At 43.3% G+C, this 16,824-nt stretch carries 13 protein-coding genes; 11 read left to right on the top strand and 2 right to left on the bottom strand.

Annotated features, from left to right (window positions below; genetic code table 11):
* Window positions 1–38 precede the first annotated feature (38 nt).
* The 8 genes from C170_RS25685 to C170_RS25650 all read left to right on the top strand — a co-directional run bounded on the left by C170_RS25685 (window position 39) and on the right by C170_RS25650 (window position 11,926).
* Window positions 39–989, top strand: a complete 951-nt coding sequence (locus C170_RS25685) for an ABC transporter permease (RefSeq protein ID WP_017688355.1) — start codon at window positions 39–41, stop codon at window positions 987–989.
* A gap of 15 nt (window positions 990–1,004) precedes the next feature.
* The gene (locus C170_RS25680; RefSeq protein ID WP_017688354.1) at window positions 1,005–1,883 is read left to right on the top strand and encodes a carbohydrate ABC transporter permease; all 879 of its coding nucleotides are present in this window, start codon (window positions 1,005–1,007) and stop codon (window positions 1,881–1,883) included.
* 43 nt (window positions 1,884–1,926) lie between these two features.
* Window positions 1,927–6,384, top strand: coding sequence for a carbohydrate binding domain-containing protein (locus C170_RS25675; protein ID WP_036615623.1), 4,458 nt, complete (start codon window positions 1,927–1,929; stop codon window positions 6,382–6,384).
* A 524-nt stretch (window positions 6,385–6,908) separates the two neighbouring features.
* Window positions 6,909–8,207: an NCS2 family permease gene (locus tag C170_RS25670; protein ID WP_017688352.1), complete on the top strand. Its 1,299-nt coding sequence runs from the start codon at window positions 6,909–6,911 to the stop codon at window positions 8,205–8,207.
* Between the two features lie 165 nt (window positions 8,208–8,372).
* Entirely contained in the window at window positions 8,373–9,350 is a 978-nt protein-coding gene (locus C170_RS25665) for an alpha/beta hydrolase (protein WP_036615620.1), read from the top strand.
* A 141-nt stretch (window positions 9,351–9,491) separates the two neighbouring features.
* Complete coding sequence (locus tag C170_RS25660) at window positions 9,492–10,259, top strand: helix-turn-helix domain-containing protein (RefSeq protein WP_036615617.1); 768 nt, start codon at window positions 9,492–9,494, stop codon at window positions 10,257–10,259.
* A gap of 13 nt (window positions 10,260–10,272) precedes the next feature.
* Window positions 10,273–10,917: a GNAT family N-acetyltransferase gene (locus tag C170_RS25655; protein ID WP_036615614.1), complete on the top strand. Its 645-nt coding sequence runs from the start codon at window positions 10,273–10,275 to the stop codon at window positions 10,915–10,917.
* Window positions 10,910–11,926: an alpha/beta hydrolase family protein gene (locus C170_RS25650; protein WP_036615612.1), complete on the top strand. Its 1,017-nt coding sequence runs from the start codon at window positions 10,910–10,912 to the stop codon at window positions 11,924–11,926. The genes C170_RS25655 and C170_RS25650 overlap by 8 nt, the downstream gene beginning before the upstream one ends.
* Window positions 11,927–12,036: 110 nt before the next feature.
* Here the strand turns inward: C170_RS25650 and C170_RS25645 are convergent, their stop codons facing one another.
* Window positions 12,037–13,389 carry an MATE family efflux transporter gene (locus tag C170_RS25645; protein WP_036615611.1) on the bottom strand — a complete coding sequence of 451 codons (1,353 nt, stop codon included), beginning with the start codon at window positions 13,387–13,389 and terminating at the stop codon, window positions 12,037–12,039.
* A gap of 136 nt (window positions 13,390–13,525) precedes the next feature.
* On the opposite strand from C170_RS25645, the gene C170_RS25640 reads away from it, so the two are divergent.
* Window positions 13,526–14,209 carry a TetR/AcrR family transcriptional regulator C-terminal domain-containing protein gene (locus C170_RS25640; RefSeq protein WP_036615609.1) on the top strand — a complete coding sequence of 228 codons (684 nt, stop codon included), beginning with the start codon at window positions 13,526–13,528 and terminating at the stop codon, window positions 14,207–14,209.
* Between the two features lie 46 nt (window positions 14,210–14,255).
* On the opposite strand, the gene C170_RS25635 is transcribed toward C170_RS25640, so the two are convergent.
* Window positions 14,256–15,143 (bottom strand): LysR family transcriptional regulator, encoded by an 888-nt coding sequence (locus tag C170_RS25635; protein ID WP_036615607.1) that lies wholly within the window; start codon window positions 15,141–15,143, stop codon window positions 14,256–14,258.
* A gap of 157 nt (window positions 15,144–15,300) precedes the next feature.
* On the opposite strand from C170_RS25635, the gene C170_RS25630 reads away from it, so the two are divergent.
* Both C170_RS25630 and C170_RS25625 read left to right on the top strand, forming a co-directional pair.
* The gene (locus tag C170_RS25630; protein ID WP_081746061.1) at window positions 15,301–15,651 is read left to right on the top strand and encodes an SDR family NAD(P)-dependent oxidoreductase; all 351 of its coding nucleotides are present in this window, start codon (window positions 15,301–15,303) and stop codon (window positions 15,649–15,651) included.
* On the top strand, window positions 15,641–16,819 hold the full coding sequence (locus tag C170_RS25625; protein ID WP_036615601.1) for an MFS transporter: 1,179 nt from the start codon (window positions 15,641–15,643) through the stop codon (window positions 16,817–16,819). The genes C170_RS25630 and C170_RS25625 overlap by 11 nt, the downstream gene beginning before the upstream one ends.
* Window positions 16,820–16,824 lie beyond the last annotated feature (5 nt).

Below are 16,824 nucleotides of genomic sequence, written 5' to 3'. Positions count from 1 at the left end.
TTGTAAAATACAAAATTTAGAACATGGGGGATGCAGGAGTGAAGGAACATACGTTAGAAACGCCGCATAAACGGCGCTCCACCAGGGTTAAACAGCGCTGGAATATGCAACGGAACTGGACCTTGCATATGATGCTCATTCCAGCTGTATTGCTGGCACTGGTGTTTCAGTACATACCGATGGGCGGCATTGTAATTGCTTTTCAGGATTTCAAACCATACTTGGGATTTTCTGAATCCAAGTGGGTGGGTTGGGATAATTTCAGATATTTATTCTTATATCCGGACGTAGGTCAGGTGATCTGGAATACGCTTGTCATTGCATTTTTCAAAATCATCGCAGGTCTATTCGCTCCATTCCTGTTTGCCATTTTGCTCAATGAAGTACGCTTGACGGCATTCAAGAGAGTAAGTCAAACGCTTGTGTATCTACCGCATTTCCTATCATGGGTTATTCTCGGTGGTATTCTACTCGATATCCTGTCTCCTCAGGGCGGCATGGTCAACCAGCTTGTCGTAGCCTTTGGAGGAGAACCGATCTTCTTCCTGGGAGACGGTACATGGTTCCGAATAACGCTGATCCTCAGTGATGTGTGGAAAGAATTTGGTTTTGGTACGATCGTATTTCTGGCTTCTCTCTCAGGAATTAATCCTGCACTCTACGAGGCTGCCGAGGTGGATGGGGCCAACCGATTTAAACAGACGCTGCACATTACGATTCCGGCATTAATGCCGATTACAATCGTACTGATGACACTCTCTATCGGCAATATCCTGAACGCCGGTTTTGATCAGGTATTCAACTTGTACAATCCGCTTGTGTATGACAAAGGCGACATCATTGACACCTTTGTATATCGACTCGGGATTCTGAACGGGAAGATGAGTTTTGCCACAGCAGTAGGGTTGTTCAAATCTGTGGTTGCTACCATTTTGATTGTTATATCTTACAGAATGGCTTACAAACTAGCTAATTATCGAGTTTTCTAGAGAGGAGAAAAGGGCTTGTATTATAAAACAAAAGGATACCGCATATTCAGCATCGCTAACTATACTTTTCTTGGGATATTATCGATACTCTGCATTTTACCAATTATTCATATATTGGCTGTTTCATTCAGCAGTATGGCGCCAGCATCATCTAACCTGGTTACCTTCTGGCCCATCGGGTTCACAACCGACGCATATGTAAAAACATTCGGGAATTCAAACTTCATCAACTCCTTGATCGTATCACTTAAACGGACTGTAATTGCGACGATCATTGGTATGGTCATCATGCTCTTAACCGCATTTCCGTTGTCGAAGGAAGATATCAGTTTTAAAGGTCGCTCCTTATATACGTGGTTTTTCGTATTTACCATTTTGTTCAGCGGCGGTTTGATTCCAAGTTACATTCTGATCCAGAAGCTTGGCTTGATGAATACAATCTGGGCGCTTATCCTGCCTGGCGCACTGTCCGTGTGGAACGTTATTCTCATGATGAACTTCTTCCGCGGTCTGCCCAAAGAACTTGAGGAAGCAGCTTATTTGGATGGAGCAGGTCATATCAAAACGTTGATTCTGGTCTACGTGCCGCTTTCACTTCCAGCTATCGCAACCTTGTCCTTATTTACGATGGTGTATCAGTGGAACTCCTGGTTCGACGGCATGATCTATATGTCTGATATTAAAAATTATCCACTTGCTTCTCTATTACAGACCATTATTGTTCAGCAAGATCTCAGCAAAATCAACGTCGATCCTTCCATGTTGGAGAATATCTCGCAGCGAACCGTACGTGCAGCACAGATCTTTATCGGCGCGCTTCCGATCCTGATGGTATACCCGTTTTTACAACGTTTCTTCGTTAAGGGGATCGTTATTGGAGCAGTCAAGGAATAGGCTATGCAAATGCAAGGATAACTGAGCTGAGGGAGGAAGAAGGATGAGAAAAGGACTGGCATGTATGGTGGCATGGAGTTTAATGGCTTCTCTCGTTTATCCAGCAACTGCTGGAGCAGAAAGTGTACAGGGTCAAGCGGAGGTGGGAAATGTGCAGGCAAAAAGCCTGCACTTCTCTGTTCCCTATACAGACCTGACGGGGCATTGGTCACAATCTGCAGTTACACGTTTGCAAAACTTGAATTTATTGAAAGGTTATACGGACGGTACGTTCAAGCCCAGTCAGGTCATTAGCCGAGCTGAATTCGTCATGATTCTGGATCGGGCCTTTGGTTTCACCGGTAATGCGGCGACTGGTTCATATGCGGATATGACTTCAGGCGATTGGTACTATGACGTGATGGTACGAGCGAATGGTTCTGGCATCATCGAAGGGACAGACCGTGAACATCTGTCACCACAACAACCGATTACACGCCAAGATGCAGCGGTTATGGTAGATCGAGCTTTTCAACTTTCAGCGGTTACAAATGAAGATAGTGAACAATTGAAATTTCAGGATGCAGATGATATTTCCGGTTATGCAAAGAAAGCGCTTACCTATCTGGTGAACGAAAATATTCTTAAAGGTTTCCAAGGCAAATTAAATCCCAAAGCACTGATTACACGAGCAGAGACGGCAACAATGTTGTCGGCGATGATTGCAGATGTAAAAAGCACTCCTGGAACATATGAGTCCCGGGTAGATGGCAACTTGATTATTAAATCGACGGATGTCACGTTGAAAAATATGATTGTTAATGGAAATCTGCTGCTGGCAGAAGGCATAGGCGAGGGATCTGTTGTTCTTCAGGGCGTAACGGTTACAGGAAGTGTCATCATTAAAGGCGGAGGCAGTCATTCCATCAACATTAACAACTCCAAGCTGAATCGAGTAGTCGTTGACAAACGTGGGGAACCCGTCAGAGTTGCCATTACGGAAGAAAGTAACATTCAGGAGATGCATGTAAAGCAGAAATCCATTCTGGAGATCTCTTCAAACAGCCTGATTGATTCCATGAATATTCATGCAGAAGCGAGTCAGACTCGAATGGATACCAAAGGTACGATCCAAAAATTGAGTGTAGATGCCGATGATGTTGTGATCAACGGAGAGAAAGTAAAACAAGGATTGCGCACATCCATGGTGGGTGAAGCCCAACAACCTGCTTCATCGCAGCCTGGTGGTTCAACAAGTGTGACAAGTACACCCACACCATCTTCTCCAGACGGGCAATCACCGTCTACACCATCAACACCAAGCAATCCGGCTGGCGAAAAACCGGTTCCAGCAACAACGATTCCACATGATCAATGGGAACTGGTCTGGAATGATGAGTTTAACGGACCTTCGATTGATTCTTCCAAATGGACCGTGCAGGATACAGGACTCGTTTATAACAATGAAATGCAATATTACAGCCCGGATAACACTCGCATTACGAAAGATCAGAATCGAAGCGTGTTGCAGATTGAAGCAAAAAAGGGTCCGAAAAACGGTAAAGATTACAGCTCTGGCAAACTGATCTCCATGGGAAAAGGCGACTGGACCTACGGTAAAGTAGTTGTACGTGCGAAGCTTCCGATCGAAAAAGGCATGTGGCCTGCCATATGGATGATGCCAACAGATGAAGCACATTATGGTGGATGGCCTGCCTCTGGAGAAATTGATATTATGGAGCTAATTGGTGGCAAAGAGAGTAATAACAAGGTATATAGCACATTGCATTATGACAGTGTGAAGCCTGACGGTTCCCATGGACATGATCAGGGAAGCCTTACTCTTCCGAAGGGAGAAACTTTCGCTGACGATTATCATGATTTCCAGGTGGAATGGTTGCCGGGTATGATTCGTTTCTATGTGGATGGAAAGCTGCATCATGAAGTGACCAACTGGCAAACGAAGGCCGCGGGCCAACCCGAGTATTATACGTTCCCTGCACCATTTGATCGTCCATTCTATCTGATTCTGAATCTGGCAGTTGGAGGAGACTGGCCGGGGGCACCTGAAAGCAACTTCACTTCTGAAAAGATGAATGTTGACTTTGTGCGAGTATATTCTTACAAAAATCTAGACACATGGCCTGATGTAACAACAAATCCCATCGAGCCTGCGCAACAGCGTGACCCACAAACCGATGGCAATCAAATCTACAATGATCGTTTTGCGGAAGGGTCTGCAGACAATGGAGTGCCTCTTCAGTGGAAATTCATCACAAATGCTGATGGAGCTGGCAGTGTCAAAGTTGTAACGGATGAGCAGAAAGGGAAAGCAGCAGAAGTTACCATTGATGCATCGGGTACTGAAAACTACTCGGTTCAACTCACTCAGATGCCGATGTACATCAAGAAAAACAAAAAGTACAAGATACAATTTGATGCGAAAGCATCTGCTAACCGTACGATCATGTCCAAACTGAACCAATTCGAAAAAAGTTGGACCAATTATTCGGGTGATAACACCTTTGCACTCACGACAGATTGGCAATCCTATGACTATACCTTCAATATGCGGGATGGCACGGATAACAATGCCAGATTCGAATTTAATCTGGGGTTGGATGATACAACCGTTTGGTTTGCCAATGTCAGGCTGATCGAGGTGGGTGAAGCTGATCCGTTAACTGTCGAACGAAACGCGCTACCTGATGGCAACTTTATTTACAATGGCACATTCGATCAAGGCAAGGAGCGTCTGGGATTCTGGTCAAGCAGCATTCAGGACAGTGCGGCAGCCAATATAAGTGTAAATAACTTTTCGAAATTCCCGATTATGGAGCGTCAGCTAGTTGTTGATGTTACTCAAACGAATGGTGATCCACAGCAAGTTTCGGTGAACCAACCGGATTTGAAGTTGGAAGCGAATACAACGTATGGTTTCTCCTTAGATGCCAAGGCAGATACAACGCGAAGCATCGACATTGATGTTGTCAGCAGTAATGGGCATACAGTACAGGTTCATCAAGGACAAAACCTCTCCTTGAACCAAGAAATGAAAACATTCACTGGAGAAATCATCATTGGAGATGGAGCATCAATCGCACAATCCGAGCTAAAACTGTTATTCGGCAGTTCTAAAGGTAAGGTATATGTGGACAATGTTCGTCTGACGAAACGCGGCAAACCTCTGTCAGTGAATGGCTACGCACATGTTCCTGCAACCGAAGCCTGGATGATGCAGGGCTTACAACTGGAGGACTCCGTAGAAGGAGGAAAACATGTCAGTTACATGGATCAGGGAGATCTGCTGCAATATAAAATCGATGTAGCTCACGACGGAGTATATGTTCTGTCTGCCCGAATGGCCAGTGGAAAAAGTGATTCCAAGGTTCAGTTCAGCATTCAGGATGAACAAGGTACAACCGTTGCACAATCAGACCTGAGTCTCGGAGACACGGGTGGATGGCAAGCATATAAAACGGTGTATTTTCCAGAGGTCAACTTGACAGCAGGCAAACCCTATTATGTGAATTTTGAAGGAGCAGATTATAATACACGTTGGGTGGATATTTCACAAAACAAAATTCAGAACAGTGAGCTAACAGCTGATCTGAATCATTGGGAGCTAACTCCTAATGATCTGACAGCCTCACATGACGAGGGCGCAGGATTAACGATTAAATTGCCTGGTACAAGTGAACATTGGTGGGATGCTTTGTTGCAACAAGGTCAGATCAAACTTGATGCAAACAAAACGTACCGACTTACCTTCGAGGGATCTGCTTCCAGTCCTAAATCCATGCAAGCGGTTCTTTCTCAGAATGCGGGGGATTTTGTGAAGTATTTTGAAGAAGAAGTGGAATTAACTGCGGATCAAAAGTCGTATAGTTATACCTTCACCATGGGAGATACCTCAGATTCGGCAGCTATGCTTGCATTTGGATTAGGATATCCGCTTTCTACAGGTGAACACTCGATTCACATCAATAACGTCCAATTATATGAAGTTAATCCGAATGCAGATCAAGGAGGGCAGCCTGCTCATGTTAATCTTATTCCTAATGGAGACTTCTCCAAAGGTAAGGAAGGTTGGTTTACCCATGCGGACGGTAATGCAGCGGACCTTGAGATGCAAGTTAGCAATCAACAGCTTCAAGCCAAGATTGGTCATGCAGGCCAGCATCCATGGGATCGTCAAGTCATCAATGAAGGATTCGGCATACAGCAAGGTTTTAAATATAAATTAACGTTTAAAGCCAAAGCGGAGAAGTCCAGGAAATTGGGATTGGGGATTGGATGGGTTGATGCAACTGCCAACTATGAATGGCATGGGTTTTTTGGGGCACGAGTTGATTTGACTCCAGAAGAACAGGAGTTCACGTTTACATTTGATGCAACAGAAGACAGCTATGCGAATACTCGAATTTCATTTGATCTGGGTAACATTGATGGTGAGCAAGATGGCAACACAACCGTCTCATTATCCGAGGTCAGCTTGATTAATCTGGGTCCTGCCAATTAACTTCTGAATTCTCTATAATTTGTCTTATATGCTTGCCTAATTCTCTTATTACCTATGCACGCAGAATAAAGTTGTCCAGGAATGACATCATCCCCATGGCAAAATCAAATCGCTTAAAGAATTATCCAGCGAATATGAAGAGAAACCTACTACGAATTAAGCAAGAGACTGTCAGTGAACATTGCTGGCAGTCTTTTCTTCATATATTGCAGACATTGAGCGATACGTACTTACTCTATTCTAAAAACGAATGAATGCAAGATATAATGCCTGTATAGTTCGTAAATAACTGTGAACAAATCGTTAATTCATTGACATTGCATGTAATTTTAATTAGAATACGAAATGGACTTCAGGTTGAAAACAGATATGAGTATCTTTATGTTTAGTTTAGAGCTTAGCTGTTGAATCTTTAAATCCTAACAACGAATATAGGAGCGCGAATATTACAATCCTATATGAAGATTAGGATTTTTTGTTTTTAGCTTTGGAGTATAATTTGAAAGTTGGAGGCTGGCTTTACCATGGACAAATGGTTCAAACTTAAAGAACGAGGCACGACCATCCCCACAGAAATTATCGCAGGGGTTACAACATTTTTCACAATGGTATACATAGTTATCGTAAACCCAGGAATACTCAGCAGCACAGGCATGGACTTTAACGGAGTATTCATAGCAACGGTACTTGCAAGTATTGTGGGAACTCTGATTATGGGAATATGGTCCAATTATCCAATCGTCATTGCGCCGGGTATGGGCCTGAATGCATTCTTTGCCTATAGCGTAGTTGCCGGGTATGGCGTATCTTGGCAGGTTGCACTGGGAGCCGTATTTATAGCAGGGATTTTGTTTATTATTTTATCACTGACTTCATTCCGTTACATGTTATTAGATGCAATTCCTGCTAGCTTAAAACATGCCATAACCGCAGGGATCGGATTGTTTATTACAACGGTAGGTTTGCAAAATGCCGGGATTATTGCCGATTCAGAATCGAATTTGATTACGATCGGGAACTTGGCTGAGCCGATGGCTTATCTGACCATTATCGGATTGATTATTACCGTTGTGCTGATGGCTTATAATGTGAAAGGTTACCTTTTCATCGGAATGGTGGTAACAGCGATACTTGCCTGGATCATGGGACTATTCCAAATGCCGGAATCGATTGTATCCATGCCGCAAGGCCTCGCGTCAACGGCTTTGCAACTGGATCTGGCAGGGGTATTCTCGAATGGCTTATATACAATCATATTTACCTTCTTGTTGATCACGCTGTTTGATACGACAGGCACGATGCTCGGCGTTGCTGAACAAGCAGGATTGCTTAAGGATGGTAAATTCCCACGCTCGCGTGGCGCATTATTGGCAGATGCCGTAGGAACAACCTCAGGTGCTTTGCTCGGAACAAGTCCAACATCGGCTTACATCGAATCCAGCACAGGGGTAGCTGCAGGAGGAAGAACGGGGCTGACCGCTGTAACGGTAAGTGTACTGCTTGCGCTGACCTTGTTCTTCACACCGATCGTAAGTGTAATATCAAGCATTCCGGCGATCACTTCTCCGGCACTGATTATTGTTGGATACTTTATGATTAACGTTATCAGCAAAATCAAATGGGATGATCTCGAAGAAGCATTTCCTGCCTTCCTGATTATCATCCTTACTCCATTGACGCACAGTATTGCAACAGGCATCGGCGTAGGTTTCATCTTTTATCCGGTACTCAAGCTGCTTCGTGGAAAAGGTAAAGATGTTCATCCAATCTTCTACATTTTTGCGGTATTGTTCTTCATTCAGCTTGTGTTCCTGGACCACTAAAACTGTCTTATCCTATGGAGAACTGCTCTCAACAAGCAGCTCTCTTTTTTTATGTAGTTCATACTCCGTTCATATTCCCGTCACGAAGGGGACATCTTTCATGGTTACACTATACCTATGTCGCAAGAGCGGCTCTACAGATATAAAGGACAGGAGAAGATGGATATGGCAGAAGCAGTGGATGTAACAACAACGGGGACTAAGGGCCGTAAAAAACGGTACTTATGGTTGAAAATAATAGGTGGTATTGTCGGCGCGCTGGTGCTGTTCATGGGCATCACGTTTGTCGTTCATACGATAAGTAATGGGGCAGAGAAAAAGAAAATCGAATCGTACGGCCAATATGTCAATGTTGATGGGAAGAATATGAATGTATCCATTCAAGGTAGCGGCGAACAAACCATCGTGTTACTTCCCGGACAAGGAACACCGTCACCAGTACTTGATTTCAAATTGTTAATCGATGAATTAACTTCCGATTACAAAGTTGTAGCGATTGAGCCTTTCGGTTATGGGTTAAGTGACCAAACCGAAACGGAGAGAACCACCGAGAATATTGTTAGTGAAATTCATGAAGCTGTACAGCAGCTCGGTATAGATCGTTATATTCTGATGGGGCATTCCATCACGGGACTGTACGCGGCGACTTATGTGAACACGTATCCGGATGAAGTCTCTGCTTTTGTCGGGATCGATAGCAGTGTTCCGAATCAACCTGGCATGGATGTTAAATTACCTTTGAACTTAATGAAATTCTTTCAAAAATCAGGCTTAATGAGAGTACTCAATAAAGTGAGTGGTGATTCATATGCATCACTTGACTATGATGAACATACCAAAGAACAGATGAAGTTGATTTCGAATCAAGTCTCGACAAATCCGACATTAGTAAATGAGCTTAAACATCTGGGTTCCAATTTCAAAAATGGAGAAAAACTCACGTATCCTAGTGATCTGCCAGTGCTTCTCTTTGTTCAATCCAATAACGAGAAAAACCCGCAGTGGATTCCGTTACATGAAGCACAAGCCAAACAATCCGCGCAGGGCAAAATGATCCCAATGGAAGGTTCACATTACCTGCATCATACGAAATACAAAGAAATTGCCGAGGAATTCAAATCTTACATGAAACAAATCCAATAGGATGATTGATTAATAAACTGCGGTACCGAATCTGGTGCCGTGGTTTTTTGTTATCAGGAGAGGCTAAAATAAAGACTTGACCTTAGGTCAGACCTAAGGTTTATGCTTGTAATGTGAAAAACAGCAAAGGTGGTGAATTGGTTGAGTGATGAAATTACGATTAGTGAGCTGGCAAAGCTGATGAAAGTCTCTGTACATCAAATTCGATACTTCGAAGAAAAAGGGGTGTTACACCCTGCTTATATAGCAGAAAACCAATACAGGATGTATGGGGTAGATGAAATTTACCGTCTATCTCATATTTTATTGCTTCGCAAAATGGGACTGTCTGTTCAAATGATCAAGGAATGTTTGAGTAACCTGACAACCGTTCAAATCTCATCATTATTTCGCCAAGCGTTAGCAGACACGGAAGCAGCCATCACTCAGCTTCAGCAAACAAAGCACCTTATCAGCAAGTTGCTGCAGGAGAAAGATCATATTCCACGTGATGAGGATCAAGTGACTTATTATATTGATACTCGTGAGGAGATTCACTTATCCCTGTGGTTCCATATGGAAGCGCAAGAGTACTTGCAAGCAAGGCAACTGATCCAACTTAAAGAAAACATTCCCAATTTATTTGAAGCCGACATCCATTATGCGTACGATGAGACGGACACCGTAGGAATTTATACACAAAAGGAGGGAGCGAACGATTTAGTTTTGCCTAGAGGAAAATACCTTTCTCGTCATGTATATGTACACATTGAAGCTGAACTCAAAGAACATATCAACGAATTTTATGCTTACGCAGAAGATCAGGGCTATCCCTATCACGGTCCACTTATTATGGTAGAGAAATCTTATTTATCTTTATTCACACCAGAAAAGCTTCATTATGAGCTATTGTTACAAATGATCGAGTAGGGGGAGGCACACAGTGACAACTTCCATTCAGATAGAACCCGTTTGTCCCCAGTTTCATCAAGCTGTTGCTGAACTCATGGCTTATGGTTTTGGACACAAATTTCAAAAGATCACTTCATTGTCCATAACTGATCTGGCTTATGTATTTGAACAGTTGCTCAATCATCCGCCCATAGAACAGAGTACTCTTCGAGTCATTGCTCGTGAAAATGAGGAGATTGTTGGCACCATGTGCTTGAAATGGAAGGAAGCAGATAACAGAGTAGCAATAACAAGCGTTCGTGCCAATCCTCATTGGTGGAGCCAGTGCAATAGAGTTGGCATGTGGAAACTGCTTCAGTTAATAACTGGTTTACATCTGCTGAAGCATACTCCTAAATTAGGCGAATGTTATGTGGAAGATCTGGTTGTACATCCACAGCACCAAGGCAAGGGAATTGGTACGCAGTTGCTTCAATGGGCACAGAAATATATGTTGCAATCCAAATCAATGTCATCTCTTAGCTTGCATGTGGCAAGTCAGAATCATCAAGCGATACAGTTATATGAACGCTATCAATTTCGCAAGCAGTATAGCACAAACAGCTTTCTGACCGGCCTGCTCTTAGGCGAAAACCAATGGCATTACATGATTTACAAAGGAGATAGTTATGTTTAATTGGAAAAAACGATACATCTCAGTTATTGTGGCAATCTTACTGATGGTTGGTGCAGGACTGTACATAGTCGATCAAAGTGATTTTGACATGGAGGAACAAACCATTGAAATTCAATCTCCACAGGGTAAGTTAACAGGTACGCTCACGTTACCCAGAAACCATTCAGGCAAGCTAGGTCTAGTACTGTTTATTCACGGTGACGGTCCGATAGACTCTACTCATGGTGAGGGATACAAACCGTTGTGGGAGCGACTGGCATCGATCGGGTATGCATCCTTGTCGCTAGATAAACGGGGAATCGGGGGTTCAGAGGGAAACTGGCTAGATCAAAGCATGGATGATCGTGTTGTGGAGGCACAGCAAGCTATTGCATGGGCGAAAGAACAATCCATCATTGATGATTCCAAAATAGGCGTATGGGGTGCCAGCCAAGCAGGCTGGGTGATTCCTAAGCTTGCTGGGAAAGAACATCTCGCCTTCAGTATCTTGGTATCACCAGCGATAAACTGGTTGGAACAGGGAGAATACAACACACGCAGCCAAATGGCGAAAGATGGTTATTCCACGGAGGAGATTCAAAATCAGGTCGATTATGAAAACCAGATTAAAGAGATTTTAAAGAAACATGGCACATATGAAGAGTACACCAAGATTGCTCGAGAGCATGATCTGATTTCCAAAGAACGCTGGAACTTCATAAAGAAAAATTTTGCTTCAGATGCCACGGCGGATTTGCATCATTTCAAAACCCCGGTACTCCTTCTGCTTGGAGAAGATGATGTGAATGTGGACATTGTTGATACAGAGCAAGCATACCGTAAAGGAATTCAGCCATCTTCCTTGCTCCATGTAAAAATCTTCTCTAATACAGAACATTCGATGTTACCAACCTCTATTGCAGGCTCGGAATGGAAACAATCACTACGATTTCTGTTTGCTCCGAGAAGCATTACAGTGGATGGGTATATGGATGAAATAGAACATATGTTGACCACTTCTTCCTTATAACAGACGGTTTACGATCTCTTCGTATCACCAGATAGATATTTGTCATTTCGAAATGAAAGAGCAGGGTCAGGGAGCGCCCTTATCCTGCCTTTTTGCGTGTTATACGTTAACTACTGTGCCAAATGTTCCAGATCCGGCTGCAATTTGGTCCGCAAAACATATAACATAATGGCCCCAACTAGGAACGCCACGGCATCCGCAATAACGAGCGACCAGATCACTCCATGAAAGCCATTCATTTGATTAGCGATATACAATATAGGAATTAGTGTAATCCCTTGAATTATGGACATAACAAACGCGGCGGTTCCTTGGGCTGTTGCTTGGAAGATCCCCATAAACAAAGAAGTCATTCCTGTAATAAACAAGGATAAGAAGGTTACATGCAGAATGTAGCTACCCATTTCAATTAATTGCGGGTCAGTCGTAAATAAACCAATCAAGTGGTCAGAGATTAGATAAACGATAACACCAAACAGGACGGCTAAGCCCAAAATAGCTTTGATCGTGAATCCAATCGTTTGTTTCATGCGTAATTTGTTCGCTGTGAATGAGAAGGCAATTAACGGCACAACTCCCTCGCACAAGCCCATCAGAATAAACTCAGGAAATTGCAATAAACGTGATGAGATTCCATACCCCGCAACGGCCTGATCCCCATATTCGACAAGAAAAAGGTTAAGAATAAGCGACATTGCACCCAAGAAGACACTCATAACAAAGACGGGAACACCGATTTTGAACACATTGCTCAGGATGTCCTTGGTCACCTTGAACCATTTCAGGGAGACGGTTAAGAATTGACTCTTATAACTCATATGGTAAGCGTAAAATGCACTCGCAACCAAGTTGGAGATGACAGTAGCAGATGCAACGCCAATTACGCCCCAATGGAAGACAAAAATGAATAGTGCATCAAGGATAATATTTATAACAACACTGAGAATCATACCGGTCATAGAAGTCATTGCTGAACCTTCTGAGCGCACGATATTCTCCAGGGTGAAGAATAAGATGACGAAGGGTGAACCCATAAGCATAATCGTGACATACTCTTTCGTAAATCCGAAGGACTCTGGCGTTGCCCCCAGCCCATGAACGATTGGTTCAATCAGCGGGAGCCCAACGGCCATCACAATAATTCCGAGAACTAAACTGCTGTAAAAGGCAAATGAAGATACATGCTTTAGATCATCTACTTTTTTCTCTCCCAGCAAACGGGAGATGAATGTGCCGCTGCCTATACCAATTAAATTACCAAGGGCCATGATGACCGCGAATAAAGGTAAAGTTAATGCGAGTGCGGTTAACATTGCCGTATTACCCAGTGTGCCAAGGAAATAGGCATTCAAGATGGAGTAAATAACACTCATTGACGTGCCTAGCATCATTGGGACAGCAAAATGAGCTACGGCTTTGGCGATTGGTGCTTTTTCAAAGTAATGGAGGTTTTCTGCATCCATGTGGGTCACTACTTTCTTCGTTAATATTGATCTAATCTAACACCGTTAGATTGAACCTTACAGTGTTAGATGTTATCATGAACTTATGAACCTGTAAAGCATAAACTTACACTGTTAGATAAAAGGGCGGATACTGATGAAAAAACAACAGCCTCAGATTTCGGAAGATAAGATTTTGGAAATTTCGTGGGAGCTTCTCGGGGAAGAGGGCATCGAGAAATTCAGCATGAGACGCTTGGCAGACAAGTTGGGGATTCAGGCTCCATCTCTATACTGGTACTTCAAGAGCAAGCAGACACTCTACCAGCGTCTGGCCAACCAGATATCGAAAATTATTCTGGACGAGTTTCATACTGAAGGGGACTGGAAGGAGCAGATGGAGGGGCTTGCGGTGACGGTACGGAGTGTGCTCAGCAGATACCCGTGCTCCACACAGCTCATGATGATGACGTTGCCCCATGAACCGGACATGATCCGCTTCACCAACCGCATGTTGCTCTGCATGGAATCAACACCGCTAGAGCAAGAGCAGAAATTACAGGCCGTTCTTACACTGGTCAACTATGTATTCTATTTCGTACTCGACGATTATCAGCATCAGCGCAATATCTCTGCTGTTATTAAGGACCAGGAAGCACTTCAGGGTGAAGAGATGATACATCTTCTGGATTCTATGAGTGAGAAGGAAGCTGGACTCTTTAGCAGGATGTATAAGAACGGTCTGTTTGAGGTGATGGGAACCGACAGAGCTTTCGAGTTCGGCTTGAAGCTTATTTTGCTCGGGATTGAACAAGTCATAAAGAAACCCACCGAGAATTAAACTCCGGTGGGTTTCTTCTTATACTAACGTTAATCCCTTTATCAGTCTAAAATTTAGCCTGAATTTCTTTTAAAAACAAATCCGCAGCAGTCGAAAAGACCTGATGTTTTTTCCAAACGATATTTAACCCAGATTCAAGTCTTGGCTCTAGAGGTCTGAAACAAAGATCGCTTTCACTGGACGTATTCACTATTTTATCAAGTGTTAATGCATAACCAATGCCTTCTTCAACCATAATGGCAGCATTATATGCAAGATTGTATGTAGTAACGACGTTTAATTTGTCAAAATCTTCGCCAAACCAATCCGCAAACTCATTTTTTGAAAATGTCTGCTTCATTGACTGTCGTGAACAGATCAGTGGAACATGTAATAAATCTGTAGATCGAATCGTATCTTTGGAGGCGAGTGGACTTTCTTTTCTCATGACCACTCCCCAAACATCCTTGTCGGAGAAATTGATATAGTTATATTTGGAGACATCCGCTGGCTGGATTAGAATACCGAAGTCAAGGAGCCCCTTGTCGAGCCGCTCAGTTACATCATCTTCGTTGCCGCTGTATAGGTGATAGCGTATATTGGGATATTTATTCTGAACTTCTTTTGCCACTCTTGCAATCTGTTTCATGGCTTCCGTTTCTCCACCGCCTATATAAATATCTCCACTTATGGTTTCTTCCATGGATTCAAATTCTGCCTCTAATTTATCAACCATACCTACAATTTCTTCAGCTCTATTTCTTAAAAGCATACCTTCATCTGTGAGAATAATACTGTAACTACTGCGAATAAATAATTTCTTTCCCAACTCTTGTTCAAGGTCTTTCAATTGTCTGGACAAGGTGGGCTGCGTAACATGCAAGAAATCAGCAGCGCGTGTAATGCTTCCTTCTCTGGCGACCGTAAGAAAATAACGCAATACTCTAATCTCCATCGTAACTCCTCCTTTATCCCTTATATTCTACAATAAACCTTACAGAAATGCCTTTCAAGCATAACTTGTTATAAGATATGAGTATTTGCTATGTGGTGTATAAACGCTAAACTAAAAAGCAAGGCAACTGGAGAAGAAATTGAAAGGAATGAATGATATGGATAAGACAAAAGTATGGTTTATCACTGGCGCTGGTCGAGGTATGGGCACAACTATTGCGAAGGCTGCTTTAACTGCTGGACACAAGGTTGTTGCTACCGGCCGGAATCCCGATGCAGTGGTTCGTGCGATCGGTGATTCCGAGAATGTAATGGTTGTCCCATTAGATGTTTGCGAGCCTACAGATGCACTTTCCGCAGTTAAGGCGGCAATTGACGAGGCCCAACCGCCGCAACGCTTCATTGCAGGAGCCGACGCGATAGACATTGCAGAGCAGAAAATTGCCAACCTTCAGACAGAGATCAATGCTTACCGGGATCTCTCTAAATCCATGGCATATGACAACTAAACGAAATCACCTGCTTGTATTCATTCTGACCTTTGGGGTATTCAGTATTTTAAATACGGAGATGGGCGTAATCGGAATCTTGCCTTTGATTGCAGAACATTACGAGGTCAGTATCTCAACCGCTGGTTTGATTGTGAGTCTTTTTGCGCTTGCGGTTGCTATATCTGGCCCCATTTTGCCCTTATTATTTTCGGGCATGAACCGCAAGCATGTCATGTTGTTTGTACTTGGCATTTTTATTGTGGGCAGCCTGGTCTCCGCCATCACATCAAACTTTACGGTATTGGTCATTGCACGTGTCGTTCCGGCTTTTTTCCATCCTGTCTATTGCTCATTGGCATTTACGGTCGCAGCGGCGTCAGTCCCCAAGGAAGAAGCGCCGAAGGCAGTGGCTAAAGTGTTTGTAGGCGTGTCGGCAGGCATGGTACTTGGAGTACCCCTTTCGAGCTTGATTGCCACCAGCACATCGTTGTTCTATGCGATGTTGTTCTTTGCCGCGGTAACGATCGTTGCATTTGTAGCAACACTTCTTTTTGTGCCCTCAATGCCAGTTACGAAAAGAATCTCTATGGGTACTCATCTGTATGTATTGAGAAGATCCGTGATGTGGCTTTCCATTGCTGGTGTGATTTTCATGAACGGAGCTGTATTTGGGGTCTATAGTTACCTTGCCGAGTTTCTGAAAACCGTGACAAGATATGACTGGAACTCCGTCAGTGTGTTGTTATTTCTATATGGCTTGGCCAATATGGTTGGGAATATGATAGCAGGGAAACTGCTCGCTAATTTCCCTTTAAGAACGATCAAGATGTATCCCATTGCATTAATAACGGTATACATCTTGTTGTTCACCTTCGGACAATTCAGTGTGCCAACAGCCTTCCTTATTTTCATTTGGGGGATCATAGGAGGCATAGGGGGCAATATCACTCAATATTGGGTGGTATCGGCAGCACCAGAGGCACCCGAACTGTCGAATGGGATCTTTCTAACCTCTTCCAACCTGGGAACAACACTTGGTGCTAGTGTATGTGGACTAATCGTAACTGGAATAAGTACACAATATATTGTAGTTGGAGGAATCGTGTTCCTTATCTTTAGTATCGTAACGAATTACTTCAGAATCTCCATGTCTGGCCGATTCGAGGGTTCCAAAATTGGAGGATAAGAGGC

The sequence above is a fragment of the Paenibacillus sp. FSL H7-689 genome, assembly GCF_000517905.1.
Taxonomy (GTDB): domain Bacteria; phylum Bacillota; class Bacilli; order Paenibacillales; family Paenibacillaceae; genus Paenibacillus; species Paenibacillus amylolyticus.
Note: the sequence above shows the minus strand (reverse complement) of the source record. Positions and strands in the feature narration are given on the sequence as shown.